This is a genomic window from Macrococcus sp. DPC7161 (genome assembly GCF_004117835.1).
In the GTDB taxonomy this organism is placed as follows: Bacteria; Bacillota; Bacilli; order Staphylococcales; family Staphylococcaceae; genus SDSC01.
Genome location: NZ_SDSC01000001.1, coordinates 521,629 through 544,454, shown reverse-complemented (window position 1 = coordinate 544,454; position 22,826 = coordinate 521,629). Strand labels below are relative to the sequence as shown.

Genomic DNA, 22,826 nt, shown 5'->3' with positions numbered 1-22,826 from the left:
AATCTTTTATTTAAAATTTACCTCACTCTCAGTCATATGTTATTATATGACTGAGAGTGAGGTGTTTTTTTATGGATTTATTAAACGAATATACTAGAATATATGAAATAAAAGGTATCATGAGTCAACAAAATATTAAACATCAAAAACAATTATTATCTCATGCATTGTTGCACTGGGTTAATGATATGTTGCCTTTAAAACGTTGGCAAATCGCGCCTACTAATTTTTTAAATCTATATGATCAAATTTTGCAACATCCAAATTTTTTCGAACCAAAACAAACGATATTACAAGAAACAAACATCAAATTAAACACTACAATAGTTTATGCTTTTATACACTTTAAAGAAGAGATTGAATTTTTAGATATAAATACAAAAGATTTTATACCTATTTTTGAACAAATCAATGTAATATGTAGTTCTGATTTGCCTCAAAATAAGTTAAAAGTAACAACTATCGAATATAATGCACTTGAGCAGCTCCAATATGAAATTCAAATTGGCGAAAAAAACAAATTGTTCCTTATTATCAAAGCTTTTATTCAATTTATTAAAGATAATATACGCCATCCAGCAGTATCCATTTATAGTAGTATGATGCTTTATGCTTCACTTTTAAAACATGATTTTAATGTTTTACTATTTGAATCCATCATTTATCAATTACCTTCAAAAATAAAAATGCTGAGAAACGAACAGATAGACGAATACGTATTTGAACAATACATTATCCAAAATTTACTAGAAGCTTATGAAAAATTTTATAACTTTATACAACAAGAAAAGGAACTAACGCCTAATGAAAAAGTGTTAAATACATTAGCAGTTCATTACGAGCCACTTAGTAGAATTGATTTGCAAATGCAAATTCCTTCTATTAGTCAAAAGACGATAGAGCGCTCGTTAGTTAGTCTTCAAAAGATGCAATTAATAGAAAAAGTAGGCAAAGGTAAAGCGACAAAATACAAATTAATTTGATAAACTATGCAATAATTTAATTTAAAATACATTTTATTCAGTTAAAGCGATGAAAAATCAGAATATTTGTGCTACTATAATACTAATTTTTAATTAGGAAGTGAATGTATGCCAAACGTAAATCAAAGAATTCAAAATATCGAGGTACCAGGTACGAGACAATTTGCAAATAAGGTTGCACTTTACAATGATTGTATTGACTTAACTTTAGGTCAACCAGATTTTGATACACCACAACCAATAAAACAAGCTGCCATTCATGCCATTGAACAAAAAACAATGAAATATTCGCACAATATGGGATTAATTGAATTAAGACAGGCTATTAGTAATTATTATATCGATCGTTACAATGCAACTTTTAATCCAAACAGCGAAATAACTGTCACTATTGGTGGAAGTGAAGGGATAGATGCTATTTTAAGAGCCATATTAGATGAAGGTGATGAAGTAATTATCCCAGCACCAACTTATCTTGGCTATGAACCCATTGTCGAACTATTAGGTGGTAAAGTAAAATTTATTGATACAACAGGTACAGATTATATTTTAACGAAAGAAGCTTTATTAAACGCAGTATCAAATAAAACGAAAGCTATCATTTTAAATTATCCAACAAATCCTACAGGTGCAACTTATACTAAAGCACAATTGGATGATTTGGTAGATGGTTTGAAACAATTAGATATCTTTATAGTATCTGATGAAATTTATGCGGAAAATACACTAGAATGTGAACACTATTCATTGGTGATATATCCTGAAATAAGAGATAGAGTACTTGTAGTGAATGGATTGAGTAAATCTCATGGTATGACTGGTTGGCGTATTGGATATGTCGTTGGTGATTATCGCATTATTGAAGAAGTAACAACGGTGCACTTATATAATACAATTTGTGCCGCATTACCAAGTCAATATGCGGCGATTGAAGCACTTACAAATCAAATTGATTTACCTAAAATAATGAATAAATCGTATATTGAAAGTAGAAATTATGTTTATCAAAGATTGTTAAATATGGGATTAGATGTTGTCAAACCTAAAGGTGCATTTTATATTTTCCCATCAATAAAGAAATACTCAAATGATTCATTTCAATTTGCAAATGATTTAATTGAAAGTGTCCAACTAGCAGTTGTACCTGGCCTTGCTTTTGGAGAATTTGGTGAAGGACATATACGTTTGTCATTTGCTTGTAGCATGGAAACATTGGTGGAAGCTTGTAATCGATTAGAACAATTTATTAATAAATTAGAAGCGAAAAAATAAAAATAGAGGGGAAACCCTTTATTTTTTTTAAAATTTTTTTGATATAATTGATGTAAACGCTATCAAAATGGAGGTAAAAATTGTGGTTCAAATTATTAAAGGAATGGACGTTATTCAACCAATCAAACAAGTAATCATTCAATCCATTGAAAATGGCATTAAACCTTGTTTAGGGATAATAAGGATTGGGAATCGTTCAAGTGAAATTTCATATGAGAAATCAGTAATAAAACAATTACAACCTTTAGGAATTGTAGTTGAATCTATTGTATTGCCTGAAGATGTAACGCAGGAAATGTTCGATCAGACATTTGACGATGTTAATCAAAACAGCAGTATCAATGGTATTTTGTTATTAAAGCCTTTACCGCAACATTTATCAATTGACTATGTCGAAAAAAATATAGATCCATTAAAAGATGTAGATTGTATTGGCAATGTAAACATGTCTAAATTATATAAGGATGGTAAGAAAGGGTTCTTACCATGTACAGCTGAAGCAGTTCTTGAAATTCTTGAACATATAAACTTTGATTTAGTTGGTAAAAAAGTAGCATTAGTTGGATTTGGAATGGTGATTGGCCGTCCAGCTGCTCACTTATTGGTTGAACGTGGTGCTACTGTGACGATTTGTCATAAAGACACAAAGGATTTAGTTAAAGAATGTATCGATGCTGATTTAATTATTGTGGCTACAGGTGTTATTGGTCTTATTTCAAGTCAACATGTAAAACCTGGTGCTGTGATTGTTGATGTAGGTATTAATGTTGATGAAAATGGAAAATTATGTGGAGACGTTTGTTATGATGCTGTGCAATCAGTGGCAGGATACATTACACCCGTGCCAGGTGGTGTGGGGACGGTGACAACTTACACTTTAGCAAAACATACATTAAATGCATGTATAATGCAAAAATAAAAAGGCCAATGGCCTTTTTTTATTTTAAATATTTTCTTGCAATATGATCCGCATGCTTGTTTTCGTTTCTTGGAATCCAATTGACTAAACACAAATCAAAATAATCTATTTTGGATTGATAAGCTTCTAGATAAGGAAGAAACGCTTTATTTTTTACGTATAACTTATCAATAGAGTCTGCAACTATTTTAGAATCCGTAAATATTAATGCTTGTTTAAATTGATTGGCAATTAATAAATCCATTGCGATAATTAAACTTTGCCATTCAGCGATGTGATTATCAATTGCACCTAAATGTTGTCCATATTCTATGGGTTGATTTGATGTATCTGATTTAATGACAATACCACAAGCACTGTTTAATGGCGATTGTTTTGTAGAAGCATCTATGTAAACTTTAACCATTTTGTCTTTTGTAAATGTCCTTGATCATATATCCGAAAGGCACATTTAATAATGTAGATAAGAATTTAAAACAGTACGTTGTGATAAAAATTTGAAATAATACTTGATTTGGCATCAAACCATAAAATGCAATTAATGTGAATAAAGAAGTATCCACAATTGAACTGATCATCGTACTTCCATAAGAACGAATATAAAATGTACGATCAGTATGGAAATATTTTTTAATCAAATTAAACAAAAATACATCAACATATTGTCCAATGATGTATGCAATAATAGACCCAAAAACAATTCTCGGTACAATACCAAATAAAGTCGCTAAACTTTTTTGTGCAATGTCACTTTCCGCTGGTGTAAAATGCAACGAAATAGACACAAGTAACGTCATAATAATTGCAGAGCTAAATCCTAACCAAACGGCTTTTTTCGCTTCTTTACGGCCATAAATTTCATTGATTAAATCTGTTGCCAGATAAATACTTGCAAATAATACATTTCCTAAAGTAGCTGTAATGCCAAATAATACGACCGTTTTTGTAACTTGAATATTTGCAATTATCGTACCAATGGCAACCCAAACCAGTAAACCTTCTTTACCAAAACTTTTATACATGATGACTAATAAAATATATGTCACTAAAAATGCAACAACAGCCATTAATTCATTATTCATATTGACCTCCTTTTAAAATACTTATTTATTATAACTGGAAAGTGCAATATTGCAACCCTTATAAAACAACATGCTAACACTTGCAAATTGTATTTGTTATAATGCATTTTGAGGTGATTTTTTGAATATTGAACAAAAGCATGCACTCAAGCAAATTGATTTGATTTCAATGAAATATTGTGACCATTGTGCACTCAAAGCATATCATCTAAAATTAAAAAATAAACATTATGCACATCATTATTGTATTAAAAAGTGTTCAATTGGCATTGAGATAAAACAATTAGGTACTGCATTACAATAGGAGGTTATATATGAAGATTATTAATATTTCACCAACACCTAGTCCAAATACAATGAAATTTACATTGAGTGAATCCAAGGTTGATAATAAAAGTGTAACATTTAAAGAGATTAAAGATGATCAGCCAGATTTTATTAATGCATTGTTAGGCATAGATGAAGTCAGTTCAATCTTTTATGCTTTAAATTTTATATCTATTGATAAACAGCCAAAATCAGATTGGGAAAAGCTTATTCCTAAAATTAAAGCATGCTTTGAAAATGATGTCACTGAATCAAAATCGATGAAACAAAAGCCTTTAGATCATCACGTCGAAGTATTGTTTTTCAAAAATATTCCGTATCAAATTAAAGTAACTTATGGTGATGAGGAAACAAGGAAGCAATTAGATGTACGTTTTATTGATGCAATGATGCAAGCACAAAAAGATACAGACAATGTTATCTATTTACGAAAATGGCATGACTTTGGCGTAAGGTATGGTAGTGTTGATGATATTATTGCTACTATAAAAGAAGAATTAGATGCTTTATATCCAAATGATATATTACATGCAAAAGTACAAGAAGCACTAAGTTCTGATAACATTATTGAACAAAAACAATTAAAAAGGGTATCAATAGATACATTTAATAATGAACAAGATTGGAAAACAAGATATAGAATTTTAGATCACTATCCAAAACCAACAATTGAAGACTTACCATTTATTATAAATGCTTTAAATGATGAAAAGCCTCAAATCAGAAGATTAGCAGTTGTATTTTTAGGTATGTTAGAAGATAAGGTGGCTTTAGAAGGACTTCATCAGGCAATGCAAGATTCTAATATCCAAATTAGAAGAACAGCAGGAGACACACTTAGTGATTTAGGTTTCAAAGAAAGCCTAGAAGTGATGCATAACGCACTAGATGATAAAAGTGCAATAGTAAGGTGGCGTGCAGCAATGTTTATCTATGATGAAGGTAATGAGACAAGTTTACCTTATTTAGAAAAACATCTTAATGATGAGGCTTTCGATGTAAAATTACAAGTGCAACAAGCTTATGAACGTATTAAAAATGGTGAAGCGGCTGTTGGCTCAGTTTGGAAACAAATAGCGAATAGAAATCAATAATCTTTATATAATAAAAAATCAAATACGAAAATAACAATAATAAAAATTTTATCATAACTAAGGAGTAATTATAATGAATGCTTATGAAGAATATATGAAACAATTAGCAAACGGTATGAGAAGTGAATTGACTGAGCACGGATTTCAATCACTAGAAAATGCAGAGAGTGTCAAAACTTATTTTAATAATATTAATGAAAATGAAACAACATTTGTTGTCATTAATTCGGTATGTGGTTGTGCAGCAGGACTTGCAAGACCAGCTGCAGTAACTGTTGCAACGCAGAATCCTAAAAAACCAAATCATTTAGTAACAGTATTTGCTGGACAAGATAAAGAAGCAACTGAAACAATGCGTGAATTCATCGCACAAGCACCTTCTAGTCCATCAATGGCATTATTTAAAGGGCAAAGTCTAGTACATTTCATTCCGAGAGAACATATTGAAGGGAGACCTGTTGAAGAAATTTGTATGGACATCAAAGAAGCATTTGATGATCATTGTGAATAAATTGAGAATCACATCATCTGTAGTTATAGATGATGTGATTTTGCATCATATGAAATGGGTTGAAAATGACCTTTTAAATTATCCGAATTTAGACATCAAATGGATTAAAAGAAAGAAACAGACGATTAAACAATTATTCCAAAATGACAATACACCTTTAATTGTTATAGAACATACAGGTCCAAAGCTTTATTTTTCACCTATTGACAAAATTTTTTATCATGAGAATACTTCAAGAGTTAAGCTTAAAAACATTGCGAATCACCATCAATTACCACCATTGATTTCATGTATTAATAAAAACAAAGATGATGCCTTTGAATTTGTGGATTGTACAACCGGGTTAGGAAATGATTTAACATTAGTAGCTAAATATTATACGCAGTCATCAATAATAGCCTTTGAGAAAGATATATATACGCATTTGATAGTAAAGTGGGGTATTTATTTTTACGATAAAGTTTTATATGACAGAATTAAATTTATCTATGGTAGTATTCAAGATGTTGATAAAAACGTTTTTGAAGCTGATGTAATTTATTTAGATCCTTTTTATGAAGAAACTGTTGATGTATCCAATATTAATGTATTAGTTAATCATGTTAGAAACGAAGGTTATAAAGAGGACAACGATACTTTAATGTCATATTTAATCCAATTCATGCGTCATAAATTAATATTAAGAGGGCATTATCAATCGGATTTATTTATAAAGTATCCTTTTGAAAGATTGATTCAAAAAAGATCGAAAACACATTACGGTGTTATCAATAAAAAAAAGGATGCATAAGCATCCTTTATTCAGTAATACACATTGAAATCATGTAACAACATAATAAAAATAAACCAGAAACAACCATCATTTCAGTACCCATTCTATTCACCCCTATTTACAGATAACATTTACACTTATTCAATTGTTAGTGAGAGTTATTCTTTAAAAATTCAGTATATAACTGTATTATAAAGTAAAGTACATAAAAACGGAAGAGGTGTCGTGATGAATTCTTGTGATAAAGCATATTTCGATTTATGTCATCGCATATTAGAAACCGGAAAAAATAAAGACGATAGAACGAACACTGGTACTTTATCGGTATTTGGTCATCAAATGCGTTTTAATTTACAAGAAGGTTTTCCGCTATTAACAACAAAAAAAGTATCTTTCAAATTGGTTGCCACTGAATTAATTTGGTTTATTAGAGGAGATACTAATATTAGATATTTACTACAATATAACAATAACATTTGGAATGAATGGGCATTCAAGAAGTGGATTGAAAGTGATGAATATCAAGGTCCTGATATGACAGACTTTGGACACCGTTCATTAAAAGATGAAAAGTTCAATTTACTATATCAAGAAGAATTAGCACAATTTAAACATCGTATCTTAAATGATGATGCATTTATGAAAAAATATGGCGATTTAGGAAATGTTTATGGAAAACAATGGAGAAATTTTGAAACTAAAGATGGTGCGACAGATCAACTGTTTGAAGTGATTGAAAACATTAAAAAGAATCCTGAAAGTAGAAGACATATTGTTTCAGCATGGAACCCTGGTGAAATAGATACAATGGCTCTGCCACCATGTCATACAATGTTTCAATTTTATGTTCAAGATGGTAAATTGTCATGCCAATTGTATCAAAGGTCTGCTGATGTATTCTTAGGAGTTCCATTTAATATCGCAAGCTATAGTTTATTAACGCATCTTGTTGCAAAAGAATGTGGGTTAGAAGTTGGTGATTTTGTGCACACCATTGGCGATGCCCATATTTATTCAAACCATATTGATGCTGTGAATGAACAATTGCAAAGAAGCAGCTTTGATTTACCTCAAATTAAAATTAATTCAGATAAATCTTTATTTGATTTGAACTATGAAGATTTAGAAATCATTAATTATCAATCGCATCCTGCGATTAAAGCACCCATTGCAGTATAAAGGAGACCATTATGTTATCAATTATTACTTGTCATGATAAAAATTTAGTGATTGGTTATGAAAATAAGATGCCATGGCATTTACCAAATGATTTAAAGCGTGTAAAAGCTTTAACAACAGGTAATACAATTGTCATGGGTCGAAAAACATATGAATCACTTGGCAAAGCCTTACCAAACAGAAGAAATGTTGTGCTGACAAGAGATAAAAATTATCAATTGCCAGATGCTGATGTCATTCATTCATTAGATGAGATTAAGGAATTAGACGGCCATGTATTTATTTTTGGTGGCCAAAATTTATACGAACAAACAATGGATATGGTTGATGATATGTATGTGACAATCATCGATCAAGTACACCAAGGTGATGCCTTTTTTCCACATTATACTTTTGAACAATTTGAAGTACTCTCTATTGAAGAGGGACTATTAGACGAAAAAAATACAATACCGCATCAATTTTTACATTTAGCGAGGAAAAAAGATGTTTAGATTAGCGAGAACAGTGAGTTATATCGTTGGTTATGCTGCCTTTGTAACACCAAAAATCAAATCCGTTGAAAATCAGCTAAATCAAATAGAAAATGTTTATGACAGAGATACATTTGGGTTTAAAATGCCTAGAAAATGGGCAAAAGGAATATTAAGACGTGCTGGTGTTAAAGTGATCGTCGAAGGTTCTTTAAAAGACAATCACGATGGTGTATTAATCGTTTCTAATCATGAAGGCAACTTTGATATTCCTGTAATGATACACGCGCTTGAAAAGCCATTCGGATTCGTCTCAAAAAAAGAAGTTGAAAAAATTCCTTTTTTATCAAGATGGATGAATTTAATGAATTGTATCTATCTTGATAGAACCGATAGACGTTCATCAATTCAAATGATTAAAGATGGTGTAAGTGCATTAAAAGAAGGACACAGCATATTGATTTTCCCTGAAGGCACTCGAAGTAAGGGAAAAGGCATGAATGAATTTAAAGCGGGAAGTTTTAAACTTGCCAAAAGTGCCAATGTTCCAATTATACCTGTTTCTATTAAAGGAACGAGTGATATTATGGAAAAATATAATAGTAAAAAGATGGTACCTGGAACAGTATTCGTAACAATCCATCCTCCTATTAATCCAACGATTTTCCAAGATCATTCATTACAAGAAGTTGCAAACAAAGTACATGATATCATTGAAAATGACTTATAAAAAAAGAGGTTTTAAAAATGAACAAAATTAAACTTGTAGTCGATTCAACACATGATTTGAATCCAGCATTTATACAAGAACATGAAATTATTCAAGTTCCATTAAATATTATAATTGATGGAAAGACATATCTCGATCAAGAAGAAATTTCTTCTTCAGAGTATTTAGACCAATTAAAAGTATTAAATGACATTCCAAAAACATCTCAACCACCTACAGGTAAGTTTGTTGAAATATATGAAAAATATATTAACGAAGGTTATGATATTTTAAGTATTCATATGACACATCGCTTAAGTGGTACTGTCAATAGTGCAGAAACTGCTAGTAAAATGGTAGAAGGTAATGTTCAAGTCGTAGATAGTGGTTTTATTTCACAAGCATATGGCATGATAATTCAAGAAGTAGCAGAAGCCATTGATGCGGGTAAATCGATGGATGAATTATTAACGTTAATTGATCATTTGAAAAAAAGAACTAAATTATTTTTAGTAATTTCTCAATTAGATCACTTAACAAAAGGTGGACGTATTTCAAGAGGCAAAGGTTTCTTAGGTGGTCTAATGAACTTAAAGCCAGTTGCAGAAGTAATAGATGGCGAAATTCATGTTTTACAGAATGCGAGAACTTATAATGCTGTAGTAAAACTTCTGAAAAAAGAAGTTGCATCAATGCATTCACATTATAAACAATTAAAAATTGGTATTTCTGTTGCAGATGCTGATGAACTTAAAGAAAAATTACAAGCACAACTTGCTGAATTTACTCAACATGAAATTACAATCAATGTAACAACGCCAATAGTATCAACACATACCGGTCCTGGTGCAATTGGTCTATCAATATTAGGTTATGATGCGTAAAATCATTTATTCGCCAATTTGGCTAATTTTATTTCTGCTGTTGCTTTTAGTTAATGGGGTTACTTTATTTATGTTAACGCAGTTGATTTCAAGTGAACCCTCGATGAAAGAACATGAACAAACTACAGCGATAAATCATTCTTCATCTAACTATATATTGTTAGATGAAGAAACTGTATCTAAATACTTAATTTCAGATGATCCAAATACGAAATTGTCATTTGAAGACCATCATATAATCATTCAATCAAAAACAAAAGTTTATGGTTTAAATGTAAAGACACAAATTGATACAGTTCCTTCAGTATCACAAAATGGGAACTTAATATTAAAAGTTAAAGATATTTCAATTGGACAACTTCCCATATCTCAAAAGCAACAATTGAAACTCGTTAAAAAGGTTGGCAATTTACCAAAAGACGTTAGTGTTGATATTGACAATGAACAATTTATATATCAATTAGATGCTTTAAAGTTTGGGAAAAATCAGTTGAAGTTAAAAACGATTAATTCAAAAAATCAATGGGTATTTAAGCTCATGTTGAAGGAGTAAATCATGCAAATTACTTTAGCAGGTGGATGTTTTTGGTGTTTAGTTAAACCTTTCCATAAGATTCAGGGTGTTCTATCAGTAGTGAGTGGCTATAGTGGTGGTCATGTTGAAAACCCTACTTATGAACAAGTTTGTACAAATACAACGGGTCATAGAGAAGCAGTACAAATTGAGTATGATCCAAATATTGTTTCATTAGAAACGATTATTAAACATTATTTTAAAACATTCGATCCGACAGATCGTTATGGACAATTTTTTGACCGTGGAGAATCATACCAACCTGCAATTTTCTATAATGATGATAATGAACTTCAATTAATTGAAAGCATTATCAACGAAATTGATGCACAATACATTTTTGATAAACCAATAGATATTGATATTCTACCTTATCAAAACTTTTATCCAGCTGAAAGTCATCACCAAGATTATTATTTAAAAAATCCTACACACTATGAAGGATATTACCGTGGATCTGGAAGAAAATCCTTTATTGAAGCACACTGGGGGAAGTCGAATGATTAAAAAAAGAATAGAAGATTTAACGGATTTAGAATATTATGTTATTAAAGAACAAGGAACTGAACCTCCTTTTCAAAATGAATATGATAACCACTTTGAAAAAGGAATATATGTTGATAAATTAAGTGGTAAACCTTTATTCACTTCACAAGACAAATTTCAATCTCATTGTGGATGGCCAAGTTTTTCTAAAGCCATTAACAATGATGAAATTATTGAACTCGTAGATAAAAGTCATGGCATGTTGCGCACAGAAGTGAGGTCATCAGAGAGTGATGCACATCTTGGACATGTGTTTAATGATGGACCAAGCGAATTAGGCGGCTTACGATATTGTATAAATTCTGCAAGTATTGTATTCATTCCTTATGAAAAGTTAGAAGAATTAGGGTATAGTGAATTTATAAAGTTATTTTAAAATAATTGGAGGAATTGACATGTTTAAAAAATTATTTGGTAAATCAGAAGAAGCACCTAAAACAATTGAAGTAAAAGCACCTATTTCTGGTAAATATGTAGCAATAGAAAACATTCCTGATCCAGTTTTTGCTCAAAAAATGATGGGTGAAGGATTTGGAATTGAACCAATTGAAGGTACTGTAGTATCACCAATTAAAGGTGAAATCGTAAATGTATTCCCAACAAAACATGCTATTGGTATTAAAGCTGATAATGGATTAGAAGTGCTAATTCATGTCGGTTTAGAAACAGTTGCTATGAATGGTGAAGGATTCGAAACTAAAGTAGCAGTGGGAGATAAAGTTGAAGTTGGAGAAGCTTTATTAAACTTTGATATTGCTTTAATTCAAGAAAAAGCGTCATCAATTATTTCACCTGTAATTATCACAAACTCAGATGTTATTTCAAACTTTGAAATTAACAATGTAACAGATGTTGTTAAAGGTGAAACTACTGTTCTTAAAATTGAAGTAAAATAATAATGAAAACTTTATCTTTTTATCAATATACTCAAACGTTGCGAGGACAAAAAAATGAAGAAGGCGTCTTTGCTGAAGCAGTATATCAAGATTTAATGTTTCCAAAGAGTGCAACTTCATTTCATGAACTCAGTGATTATATAGAAAATTATGGTCCAAGTGAACTTTCATTATCGCTTTTTGATACGCTTTATGAACGTTATACTGAGTGGTTGAAGTTTTGATTGATGAGGTTAAATTAAAGCGTTAATAAGTAAAAGAGCATGAAACAATTTATTGTTTCATGCTCTTTTTTTGTCGAATTCTTATAAATACTACCGATATTCTTTTCATTCCTTATCATTATTGATAAAATGACATAAGATAATTTAGGATGTGAAACTATGGAAAATAATTCAAACATGAATGAAACAGCAACAAAAAATAATGATAAAAATAAAGGTAGTAGAACTATCGAACTCTCACCATTTAAGTTTATTATGACATTGCTCAGTTGTATTATTCTTACAGCAGCAGTAACAAGTTTAGCCATATTATTTGGCAATGAAAAAGTTATTGATCAGAACGGACCAAAACGATCAGAGTTTTTAAAGTTTTATACGGTTTATGATACATTAACAAAAGATTATTATAAAAAAGTAGATAAAGAAAAACTTGTTGATGCTGCCATTAAAGGAATGGTTTCTGGTTTAGATGACCCATATAGTGAGTATATGACAAAAGCTGAACAGGAAAGTTTTACAGGAGAAATGAGTGGTGAATTTTCAGGAATAGGTGCCGAAATGGGCGAAGAAGATGGCAAAATCATTATCTCAAGTCCCATAAAAGCATCTCCAGCTGAAAAAGCTGGCGTTAAATCAAAAGATGAACTGATTAAAATAGATGGTAAAGATATTAGTGGTATGTCTACATCTAAAGTTGTTTCTAAAATTCGTGGAAAAAAAGGGACAACCGTAACACTTACGCTTAAAAGAGGGGATAATGCACCATTTGATATTAAAATAGTGCGTGATACGATTCATATAGATAGTGTAGAATCAAAAATGGAAAAAAATCATGTTGCAGTGATCACAATTAATAAATTCCAAGAAGGAACTGCAAAAGAATTTCATAATGCCTTGACTAAAATGGATGAGAAAGGTATGAAAAAATTAGTACTTGATTTTAGAAATAACCCTGGCGGTTACTTAGATGAAGCAAGTAAGATGGCAAATGAATTTTTAGACCGTGGTGATGTCATTTTATACTCAGAGGAACGTGATGGTACTCAAAAAGCGTTAAAAGCAAAAAATCCTCAAAATCCAATTACTAAAGATTTAAAAACAGCAATCATACTTAATGAAGGATCTGCAAGTGCATCTGAAGTTTTTGCATTGGCTTTAAAAGATCATAATAAAGCAACAATTGTCGGTACAAAATCTTTTGGTAAAGGTATTGTACAAACTGCAACACCGTATAAAGATGATTCTATGTTGAAATACACTTTATCAAAATGGCTATCACCAAATAAAACATGGATACATAAGAAAGGTATTACCCCTGATAAAGAAATAAAACTACCATCTTATGCCAATATTCATATACTAGATGAAAACAAAGTATTTAGCTTAGGTGAAAAGTCTGAAGATATCAAAACTTTAGAAATAGGACTTAAAGCATTAGGTTACGATCCAGGAAAAGTTGATGATACATTTGATCAAGCAACATTAAATGCTGTCAATCAGTTCCAAGTTACTGAACAAGTGCCAAACACAGGTTTAATGGATAAACCATCAATCAAAAAATTCACTCAATTATTAAAAGAAAAATTACAAAAAAATGATACACAATTAAAAGGTGCTATAGAATACGTAAAATAGTTGGAGGTCATTATGAAAATCGCATTTACGGGTGGCGGAACAATAGGACATGTTGCAGTTAATTTAGCAATTATGCCAATCGCCATAAAAAGAGGTTATGAAGTGATATATATCGGCTCAAAAACGGGTATAGAAAAAGAAGTCGTTAATAAACAGTTTCCAAATATTAAATATATCCCTATTTCAAGTGGAAAATTACGACGTTATCTATCAGTTGAAAATGTTAAAGACATATTCAAAGTACAAAAAGGGGTATTGGATGCATTAATGGTATTAAAGAAGGAGCAACCTGATTTTATTTTCTCAAAAGGTGGGTTTGTTTCTGTACCTGTAGCCATTGCGGCAAAAATTTTAAACATCAAAATTATCATCCATGAATCTGATGTTACACCTGGACTTGCGAACAAAATTTCATTGAAATTTGCAACCAAATTGTATACCAACTTCGAAGAAACTTTAAAGTTCGTTGACAAGCAAAAAGCAGATTATGTAGGTAGTATTATCCGTGATGATTTATTTTTAGGAGATGTTAATAAAGGTTATGACCTAACAGGTTTCAATCAAGATAAAAAAGTTTTATTGATTATGGGTGGATCATTAGGTTCAAAAAAGATAAATGAAATCATTCGTCAAAATTTATCATCTTTATTAGCTTCCTATCAAATTGTGCATTTAACTGGAAAAGGATTGGTTGATCAGTCATATGATCAGCCTGGCTATATACAATATGAGTACGTTTCTGATGAATTGATGCATTTGTATGCAATTAGCGATACGATTATTTCTCGAGCTGGAGCAAATTCAATTTACGAATTTTTAGCATTAAAAAAGCCAATGTTATTGATTCCTCTTGGTCTTGACCAAAGTAGGGGCGATCAAATAGAAAATGCTAAAGTGTTTGAAAAAGCCGGTTATGCTAAAGTCATTCAAGAAGATTATCTCAATCATTCTACGTTACTTGAAAGTTTAAATGATATTGAATTTGAACGTGATGAAATGGTGCAAAAAATGTCAAAAAATGCATTCCACTATACCCCTGAGCGCTTATTAGACAAGATGTTACAGGATATTAAGTCAAAATAACGAAGGAGCTATTATGAATAGAGCAAAACGCATCACTTTATTATTAATATTTACAATTATTTTTGGTATTATTGCATTTTTCCATGAATCTAGGTTAGGTAAATGGATTGACAATGAAGTTTATGAATTTATTTATTCGTCTGAAAGCTTTATAACAACTTCTGTCATGTTAGGCTATACAAAGATAGGCGAAGTATGGTCAATGGTCGTTTTAAGCATGTTAGTCGTTTGCTATTTAATGCTGAAAAAAATGAAAATAGAAGCCTTATTTTTCGCTTTATCAATGATGATTTCAGGCAGTTTAAATCCACTATTAAAAAATATATTTGATAGAGAGCGTCCAACGCTTTTACGTTTGATTGATATTACTGGCTTCAGCTTTCCAAGTGGACATGCCATGGGATCGACCGCCTTTTTTGGTAGTTTAGCAGTTTTAATCAATCGATCTAACAACGCGTATAAGCCTTATTTAATTGGTTTATGTGTCTTTACAATATTAATGATTTCAATTTCTCGTGTATATTTAGGTGTACATTATCCTACAGATATTATTGCTGGTATCATAGGTGGCGTAATCAGTATCTTATTGACACAATTAATTTTAAATAAACTAATTGACAATCATTCTCATTAAGGTATAATAGTAATTGAAAATGATTCTCAATTATAAAGAGTTCCCCCTCTAATTCAAATTGAGCATTTTCAAGTAACCCCCTTTATGCCCATTAACCTGACTTTATGTCAGGTTTTTTTGTTTATGGAATCGTTTACAATTATGCAAAATGGATTTTTCCTGTTATCATTTTGATATGAAAGTTGGATAGTGAGGTGCAACATTGACGATTAACTTATTTGATTCTATTATTTTAGAAAATGATAGAATAAAACTAATCCCTATGCAGTACGAACATGTACAAGAATTACATAAAATAAATCATGAATCTATTTGGTCATATATGCTTTTCCAAGCAACAGATTATCGATTATTAGAACAATGGGTCATTAATGCGATCAGTTTAAGAGAAGAACTTTCTACACTTCCATTTATTGTAGTGATGAAAGAAACCAATGAAGTCGTTGGTTCAACGAGACTACAATACATTGATTATGAAAATGAATCATGTGAAATCGGTGCGAGTTGGTTTGGCGTTAAAGCACAACGAACTTATGTAAACACAGATTCTAAATATTTATTGCTTGAATATTGTTTTGAAACATTAAAAATGGCTCGAGTACAAATTAAAGCTGATGAACGTAATGAACGATCTAATAAAGCTATTGAACGCATTGGCTTTACAAAAGAAGGTGTGTTAAGAAAAGAACGTACGTTACATGGTGTCAAACGAAATTTAGTAATTTATTCAATCATTGATGATGAATGGCCAGACGTTAAATTAAAAATTGAACAATTACAAGAAAAATACAATACGAAATAGGATGATGGGTATGCATCACATATTAATTATTGAAGATGAACAAAACTTAGCTCGATTTATTCAATTAGAATTAATGCATGAAAAATATGAAGTCTCGATTAGTCATGATGGTGAAGAAGGATTAGAAATGGCATTAAATCAGCATTATGACTGTATTTTACTTGATTTAATGTTACCTAAATTAAATGGCTTAGAAGTTTGTAGAAGAATAAGAAAAGAAAAACAAACGCCTATCATTATGATTACCGCAAAAGGTGATACGATCGATAAAGTCATTGGTTTAGATTATGGTGCCGATGATTACATCGTTAAGCCTTTTGCTATAGAAGAACTATTGGCTAGGTTACGTGTAATTATTAGACGACAAGCGAAACAACCTGAATCCGAGAATACTTTGACTTATGATGCTTTAACTGTTGATTTAGATGCATTCATCGTAACAGTAAATCAAGAAAAAATTGATCTAACAAAAACAGAATTTGAATTACTAAAACTATTATTAGAAAATAAAAATCATGTGCTTTCAAGAGAACAAATTTTGATAAAAGTTTGGGGTTATGAAAGTGAAGTAGAAACAAATGTAGTAGATGTTTACATTCGTTATTTAAGAAATAAACTAAAGCCATTCCAGTTACATAAAATGATTGAAACTGTGCGTGGTGTAGGGTATGTGATTCGATGAAAAAATCACAATCATTAAGAACAAAATGGATGCTCTTAACAACTTCGCTTACTTTTTTTATCTTTTTATTATTTAGTTTATTTATTATTTACTTTATAAGTGTTTATTTAAAGCAACAGGAAGTCCAATCGGTGAAACGAAATATTTTTGAAATTGCTCGATTATTAGATGAAAAGTCTCCGGGTGCGTTAATGGATAATGATGTGCGTGCTTCGATTTCTGATGCACAACAAATGTATTTATTTAATAATCAAGGTGATTTACTATTCAAAAGTAAAAATATAGAGAATCAAGATTTGCATCCTCTTTTTGAAAAGTCAAATACGCTTGTCGTAAATGAACAAAAAGAAAAAGATATTCCATACATGTCATTAACTGCACCCGTTCATACAGTTAACTTTAGTGGATATATTATGATTGTCCAACCAATGACCAACTATTATAACGGTATACAATATATGATTATATTAGCGAGTATGTTTGGGTTAACCGCATTATTTTTAACTGCAGTCATTAGTTATTTATATTCTAATCAAATCACAAAACCAATACGAAAATTAAGCAATAAAATGAAACAAATTAAACGTGATGGCTTCCAAAATAAATTATCTATGTCTACCTCATATTATGAAACAGACGATATGATAGAAACATTTAATGATTTAATGGAGGAATTAGAAGCCGCATTTAACCAACAAAAACAATTCGTTGAGGATGCTTCACATGAATTAAGGACACCATTACAAATTATAGATGGTCATTTAAACTTAATTAATCGTTGGGGAAAAAATAACAAAGATATTTTAGATGAATCGTTACATATTAGTATTGAAGAAATGAATCGTATTAATAAACTTGTTGAAGAATTATTAATTCTTACTAAAGATAAGTCAACATTAGAACAAGCAACCATTGAAGAGATTGATATCAATGAAGAGATTAAATCTAGAATAAATGCAATCAAGGCTTTGCATGATGATTATCAATTTGATTTTAATACGAATAAAGAAGTGATTAAATTACATATCAATCGAATGCACTTTGAACAAATATTATTAATATTTTTAGACAATGCAATTAAATACGATACAATCAACAAAAAAATACAGATTAGAACGCACTATCGAAATAAACTTTCACAAATTGAAATCATTGACCATGGCGAAGGTATCCCAAAAGAGGATATTCCACATGTATTTGATCGATTTTATCGTGTGGATAAATCTAGAGCCCGTTCAAAAGGTGGCAATGGTTTAGGCTTATCCATTGCTCAAAAATTAATTTCTACTTATAATGGTCATGTTGAAGTAGAAAGTATTGTGAATCAATATACTAAAATTATTATACAATTTAGAGATTAACCTTAAAAAATACGTTTCTTTCCCTTTAAAATACCACTTTACAGTGATAAAATAGGGATTGGAAACGTTTTATTTTTTATTGGGGGGAAATCCATGGGTAAAAACAACAATTTTGAAGAAGCACCACCTAGATTCGGAACAAATTTAGGTCTTTTGCTTGAAATGTTTGAATCATACCAAGATGATCCAAATAGTGTCAATGACGAACTGAAAGTTTTATTTTCAACAATTTCAAATCAGGGGCCAAGTATCGGTGGTTCAAGTTTGGCTGCTGAAAAAGTTAAAAGTATCATGCGATTGATCGATAATGTGCGAACATATGGACATTTAACTGCGGATATTTATCCTTTATATAAACCAGAAAGAGAAAACCTACCTAAGTTATCTTTTGAAGAGTTTGGATTAACTGCTGATGATTTAAAAGCTTTACCAGCAAGTATTGTATCTGAACATTTTAGTGAGATGTTTAATAATGCATACGAAGCCATCGATCATATGAAATCAATATATCAAGGTAGCATTGCATATGAATATGCTCATATTAATAATAGTGATGAACGTGATTGGTTAAAACGTACAATCGAATCCACTGAAAAATCAAATTTTTCTAAGTCAGAGAAAATAGAATTATTAAAACGTTTAGCAGAAGTAGAAGGCTTTGAAAAATACATTCATAAAAATTTTGTTGGTGCAAAACGCTTTTCTATCGAAGGGGTTGATAGTTTAGTACCTATGCTTCAACAAATATTAAAAATTGCAGCTTCTAATGCAATTGAAAACATTCAAATTGGAATGGCACACCGTGGCCGTTTAAATGTATTAACGCACGTTTTAGAAAAACCATATGAAATGATGCTTTCTGAATTTATGCATATGGATCCTACACCATTTATTCCTGAAGATGGTTCATTAAGTGTCACTAAAGGATGGACAGGAGATGTTAAATACCATTTAGGTGGAACAAAAACAACAGAAAAACATGGTGTAAAACAATATATTACGCTTGCAAATAATCCAAGTCATTTAGAAATTGTAGCACCGGTTGTATTAGGTAAAACAAGAGCAGATCAAGAAGACACTTCTGGCCATCAACCAATACAAGATTTTAATAAAGCTTTAGCGATTTTAATTCATGGTGATGCTGCTTTCCCAGGTCAAGGTATCAACTTTGAAAGTATGAATTTAAGTAGTCTAGATGGGTATTCAGTAGGTGGATCAATTCATATTATTACGAATAACCGTATTGGATTTACAACTGAGCCATACGATTCAAGATCAACAACTTATGCTACAGATGTAGCTAAAGGCTATGATATCCCAATCATTCATGTCAATGCTGATGACATTGAAGCTTGTATTGATGCAGTTATTTTAGCAATGAAATACCGTCAAACATTCAATCGTGACTTTGTCATTGATTTAGTTGGTTATCGTCGTTATGGTCATAATGAAATGGATGAACCATTTGTGACAAATCCATTATTATATAATGAGGTTAAGCAGCATTTAAGTATTGAATTATTATATGGTAAAAAATTAGTAAGTGAACAAGTGCTTACTGAAGATGAAATGCATGCCATTTTTGATGAAGTAACAAATAATCTTAAAACGGCTCACGAAAAAATTGATAAAACGTTGAAAAAAATTGATAGTGAAATGAATCCACCTATTGCTGTAGTAAACGGTTATGATCAAGTTGAAACTGGCGTACCATATGAAAGACTCGAAAAAATGAACGCTGAATTATTAACATACCCTGAAGACTTTACACCGTTTAATAAACTTGCAAAAATTCTTGAACGTCGTCAAGATCCATTTACAAAAGATGGATTGGTTGATTGGGGCCATGCTGAAATTTTAGCGTTTGGTTCAATCATTCAAGATGGAAATGCTGTACGTTTAACAGGACAAGATTCAGAACGTGGTACTTTTGCTCAACGTCATGCTGTATTAAACGATACAAAAACAGGCAAAAAACATACACCGTTACAGCATATTTCTGATATTAAAGCTTCATTTGATATTCACAATTCACCGTTATCTGAAGCTGCTGTTGTAGGTTACGAGTATGGATACAATGTTCAAAATAAAAAGGCAATGACGATTTGGGAAGCACAATACGGGGATTTCTCAAATATGGCACAAATGATTTTTGATAACTTTATATCAGCTTCAAATTCTAAATGGGGCGAAACATCTGGGATGACAATGTTATTACCACATGCATACGAGGGCCAAGGTCCTGAACATTCATCTGCAAGATTAGAACGTTATTTACAACTTGCAGCTGAAAATAACTGGACTGTTGCGAATGTTTCATCGACTTCAAACTATTTCCACTTATTAAGACGCCAAGCGCACTATTTGGGTAGTGAAGCGATGAGACCATTAGTAGTAATGAGTCCAAAAAGTTTACTAAGAAATCAATTCGTTGCTGAACCAATTAAAAAATTCACTGAAGGTCATTTCCAACCAATTATAGTTGATGAATATAAAAAGACAAAAGTTAAAAAAGTATTAATTGCGAGCGGTAAAATGGCAATTGATTTATATTCAGCATTACAAAATAATCCAAATGATGAAATTCTTTTAATTCGATTAGAGCAACTATATCCTTTACCTGAAAATGAGATTAAAGCGATATTAGCATCAGTGAAAGCGACTGAAATTGGATTTGTTCAAGAAGAGCCTGAAAATCAAGGGGCATGGCATTATATTTACCCATTGTTAAACGAAATTAAAAACGATAAAATTAAATTATCATATTACGGACGTGAAAAGCGTTCTAGTACAGCTGAAGGTGACGGAGAAGCACACAAAGCAGTACAAGCTAAAATCATAGAAAATGCTTTATTAATTTAAGGGGGAAATTAAGTTGGCAGAAATCAGAGTTCCAGAATTAGCAGAATCAATTACAGAAGGTACTATTTCAACATGGTTTAAACAAGTGGGAGACACTGTTGAAAAAGGTGAAAACATTGTTGAGTTAGAAACAGATAAAGTTAACGTTGAAGTTATTTCAGAAGCAACTGGAACAGTTGTAGAATTAAAAGCGGCTGAAGGAGATACTGTTGAAGTTGGTGCAGTCATTGCTGTTGTAAGCGAAAATGGGGAAGCTCCAGTGAAATCTGAAGCACCAAAACAATCTCAAGAAGCACCTAAAAAAGAAGAGGTTAAAGTAGAAAGTAAAGAAGAACAAGAAAAAGCTTCTGATTTTCGCATCGTTGCAACTCCATCAGCACGTAAACTTGCACGTGAGAAAGGTATTGATTTAAAAACAATCAATCCACGTGATCCTAGAGGTTTAATCCGTAGCTTCGATGTAGACAATGCAGCAAATCAACCTGTTCAAAAACAAAATGCGCCACAACCAGTAATTGAAAAAGTCGTAAATGAAAATCCTTCTAAACCAGTGATTCGTGAAAAAATGAGTCGCAGAAGAAAAACGATCGCAAATAAATTGTTAGAAGTATCTCAAAATACAGCAATGTTAACTACATTTAATGAAGTTGATATGAGTAAAGTAATGGATTTACGTAAACGTAAAAAAGATAAATTCCAAGAAGATCACAATGGAACTCGCTTAGGATTTATGTCATTCTTTACAAAAGCTGTAGTAGCAGCGCTTAAAAAATATCCTGCAGTTAATGCTGAAATTGATGGAGACGACTTAATTTTAAAACAATTCTATGATATTGGTGTTGCTGTTTCTACAGAAGAAGGTTTAGTTGTACCTGTAGTAAGAGACTGTGACAAAAAGAACTTTGCTGAAATTGAAGCATCAATTTTTGATTTAGCAGTAAAAGCTCGTGATAAAAAATTAGGTTTAGACGACATGATGGGTGGATCATTTACAATTACAAATGGTGGCGTATTTGGTTCATTAATGTCTACACCAATTATCAATGGTACTCAAGCAGCAATATTAGGTATGCATTCAATTGTTACACGTCCAATCGCAATTGACAAAGAGCGTATGGAAAATCGTCCAATGATGTACATTGCATTAAGCTATGATCACCGCATTATTGACGGTAAAGAGGCTGTTGGATTCTTAAAAACAATTAAAGAATTAATTGAAAACCCTGAAGATTTATTGTTAGAAAGTTAATATTATATACTTTAAAACAAGTACTGATATCGCTATAATAGTGATATCGGTACTTTTTTATTGGGAGGATATT

At 31.1% G+C, this 22,826-nt stretch carries 26 protein-coding genes; 24 read left to right on the top strand and 2 right to left on the bottom strand.

The window, feature by feature from the left end; all coding sequences use genetic code 11:
• The first annotated feature begins 71 nt into the window (after positions 1-71).
• The 3 genes from ER639_RS02700 (at position 72) to ER639_RS02690 (ending at position 3,174) form a co-directional block, all read left to right on the top strand.
• Positions 72-983: a hypothetical protein gene (locus tag ER639_RS02700; protein ID WP_129064211.1), complete on the top strand. Its 912-nt coding sequence runs from the start codon at positions 72-74 to the stop codon at positions 981-983.
• A gap of 108 nt (positions 984-1,091) precedes the next feature.
• Positions 1,092-2,255 carry an aminotransferase class I/II-fold pyridoxal phosphate-dependent enzyme gene (locus ER639_RS02695; RefSeq protein WP_129064210.1) on the top strand — a complete coding sequence of 388 codons (1,164 nt, stop codon included), beginning with the start codon at positions 1,092-1,094 and terminating at the stop codon, positions 2,253-2,255.
• An 82-nt stretch (positions 2,256-2,337) separates the two neighbouring features.
• Complete coding sequence (locus ER639_RS02690) at positions 2,338-3,174, top strand: bifunctional 5,10-methylenetetrahydrofolate dehydrogenase/5,10-methenyltetrahydrofolate cyclohydrolase (protein ID WP_164993337.1); 837 nt, start codon at positions 2,338-2,340, stop codon at positions 3,172-3,174.
• Positions 3,175-3,193: 19 nt separating this feature from the next.
• Here ER639_RS02690 and ER639_RS02685 read toward each other — a convergent pair whose 3' ends face one another.
• Entirely contained in the window at positions 3,194-3,580 is a 387-nt protein-coding gene (locus ER639_RS02685) for a ribonuclease HI family protein (RefSeq protein ID WP_129064208.1), read from the bottom strand.
• Complete coding sequence (locus ER639_RS02680) at positions 3,573-4,256, bottom strand: queuosine precursor transporter (protein WP_129064207.1); 684 nt, start codon at positions 4,254-4,256, stop codon at positions 3,573-3,575. Before ER639_RS02680 ends, ER639_RS02685 begins: the two co-directional genes overlap by 8 nt.
• Before the next feature lie 121 nt (positions 4,257-4,377).
• Here ER639_RS02680 and ER639_RS02675 point away from each other — a divergent pair, with 121 nt between their 5' ends.
• The 21 genes from ER639_RS02675 (at position 4,378) to odhB (ending at position 22,753) form a co-directional block, all read left to right on the top strand.
• Entirely contained in the window at positions 4,378-4,560 is a 183-nt protein-coding gene (locus tag ER639_RS02675; protein ID WP_240663978.1) for a zinc-finger domain-containing protein, read from the top strand.
• Positions 4,561-4,570: 10 nt separating this feature from the next.
• Positions 4,571-5,677, top strand: coding sequence for a conserved virulence factor C family protein (locus tag ER639_RS02670; RefSeq protein ID WP_129064206.1), 1,107 nt, complete (start codon positions 4,571-4,573; stop codon positions 5,675-5,677).
• A gap of 73 nt (positions 5,678-5,750) precedes the next feature.
• On the top strand, positions 5,751-6,188 hold the full coding sequence (locus ER639_RS02665; RefSeq protein WP_129064205.1) for a BrxA/BrxB family bacilliredoxin: 438 nt from the start codon (positions 5,751-5,753) through the stop codon (positions 6,186-6,188).
• Entirely contained in the window at positions 6,136-6,978 is an 843-nt protein-coding gene (locus ER639_RS02660) for a hypothetical protein (protein ID WP_164993336.1), read from the top strand. Before ER639_RS02665 ends, ER639_RS02660 begins: the two co-directional genes overlap by 53 nt.
• A gap of 207 nt (positions 6,979-7,185) precedes the next feature.
• The gene (locus tag ER639_RS02655) at positions 7,186-8,139 is read left to right on the top strand and encodes a thymidylate synthase (RefSeq protein WP_129064203.1); all 954 of its coding nucleotides are present in this window, start codon (positions 7,186-7,188) and stop codon (positions 8,137-8,139) included.
• 8 nt (positions 8,140-8,147) lie between these two features.
• The gene (locus ER639_RS02650; protein WP_129064202.1) at positions 8,148-8,633 is read left to right on the top strand and encodes a dihydrofolate reductase; all 486 of its coding nucleotides are present in this window, start codon (positions 8,148-8,150) and stop codon (positions 8,631-8,633) included.
• The gene (locus tag ER639_RS02645; RefSeq protein ID WP_129064201.1) at positions 8,626-9,342 is read left to right on the top strand and encodes a lysophospholipid acyltransferase family protein; all 717 of its coding nucleotides are present in this window, start codon (positions 8,626-8,628) and stop codon (positions 9,340-9,342) included. The genes ER639_RS02650 and ER639_RS02645 overlap by 8 nt, the downstream gene beginning before the upstream one ends.
• Before the next feature lie 17 nt (positions 9,343-9,359).
• A complete protein-coding gene (locus ER639_RS02640) occupies positions 9,360-10,205 on the top strand; it encodes a DegV family protein (protein WP_129064200.1) in 846 nt (281 codons plus the stop codon).
• A complete protein-coding gene (locus tag ER639_RS02635; RefSeq protein WP_129064199.1) occupies positions 10,195-10,758 on the top strand; it encodes a DUF2140 family protein in 564 nt (187 codons plus the stop codon). The genes ER639_RS02640 and ER639_RS02635 overlap by 11 nt, the downstream gene beginning before the upstream one ends.
• Positions 10,759-11,286 (top strand): peptide-methionine (S)-S-oxide reductase MsrA, encoded by a 528-nt coding sequence (gene msrA / locus ER639_RS02630; protein WP_129064198.1) that lies wholly within the window; start codon positions 10,759-10,761, stop codon positions 11,284-11,286.
• The gene (gene msrB / locus ER639_RS02625) at positions 11,279-11,701 is read left to right on the top strand and encodes a peptide-methionine (R)-S-oxide reductase MsrB (protein ID WP_129064197.1); all 423 of its coding nucleotides are present in this window, start codon (positions 11,279-11,281) and stop codon (positions 11,699-11,701) included. Before msrA ends, msrB begins: the two co-directional genes overlap by 8 nt.
• A gap of 19 nt (positions 11,702-11,720) precedes the next feature.
• Positions 11,721-12,221: a PTS sugar transporter subunit IIA gene (locus ER639_RS02620; RefSeq protein ID WP_129064196.1), complete on the top strand. Its 501-nt coding sequence runs from the start codon at positions 11,721-11,723 to the stop codon at positions 12,219-12,221.
• A gap of 2 nt (positions 12,222-12,223) precedes the next feature.
• Positions 12,224-12,445 (top strand): YozE family protein, encoded by a 222-nt coding sequence (locus ER639_RS02615; RefSeq protein ID WP_129064195.1) that lies wholly within the window; start codon positions 12,224-12,226, stop codon positions 12,443-12,445.
• Between the two features lie 159 nt (positions 12,446-12,604).
• Positions 12,605-14,080 (top strand): S41 family peptidase, encoded by a 1,476-nt coding sequence (locus tag ER639_RS02610; protein ID WP_129064194.1) that lies wholly within the window; start codon positions 12,605-12,607, stop codon positions 14,078-14,080.
• A 9-nt stretch (positions 14,081-14,089) separates the two neighbouring features.
• A complete protein-coding gene (locus ER639_RS02605) occupies positions 14,090-15,163 on the top strand; it encodes an undecaprenyldiphospho-muramoylpentapeptide beta-N-acetylglucosaminyltransferase (RefSeq protein ID WP_129064420.1) in 1,074 nt (357 codons plus the stop codon).
• 13 nt (positions 15,164-15,176) lie between these two features.
• On the top strand, positions 15,177-15,797 hold the full coding sequence (locus tag ER639_RS02600; RefSeq protein ID WP_129064193.1) for a phosphatase PAP2 family protein: 621 nt from the start codon (positions 15,177-15,179) through the stop codon (positions 15,795-15,797).
• A gap of 202 nt (positions 15,798-15,999) precedes the next feature.
• Complete coding sequence (locus ER639_RS02595; RefSeq protein ID WP_129064192.1) at positions 16,000-16,599, top strand: GNAT family N-acetyltransferase; 600 nt, start codon at positions 16,000-16,002, stop codon at positions 16,597-16,599.
• Between the two features lie 10 nt (positions 16,600-16,609).
• Positions 16,610-17,281, top strand: coding sequence for a response regulator transcription factor (locus ER639_RS02590; RefSeq protein WP_129064191.1), 672 nt, complete (start codon positions 16,610-16,612; stop codon positions 17,279-17,281).
• Positions 17,278-18,642, top strand: a complete 1,365-nt coding sequence (locus ER639_RS02585) for a HAMP domain-containing sensor histidine kinase (protein ID WP_129064190.1) — start codon at positions 17,278-17,280, stop codon at positions 18,640-18,642. Before ER639_RS02590 ends, ER639_RS02585 begins: the two co-directional genes overlap by 4 nt.
• 93 nt (positions 18,643-18,735) lie before the next feature.
• Positions 18,736-21,504 (top strand): 2-oxoglutarate dehydrogenase E1 component, encoded by a 2,769-nt coding sequence (locus ER639_RS02580; protein ID WP_129064189.1) that lies wholly within the window; start codon positions 18,736-18,738, stop codon positions 21,502-21,504.
• A gap of 13 nt (positions 21,505-21,517) precedes the next feature.
• Positions 21,518-22,753 (top strand): 2-oxoglutarate dehydrogenase complex dihydrolipoyllysine-residue succinyltransferase, encoded by a 1,236-nt coding sequence (odhB, locus tag ER639_RS02575; RefSeq protein WP_129064188.1) that lies wholly within the window; start codon positions 21,518-21,520, stop codon positions 22,751-22,753.
• Positions 22,754-22,826: the final 73 nt, after the last annotated feature.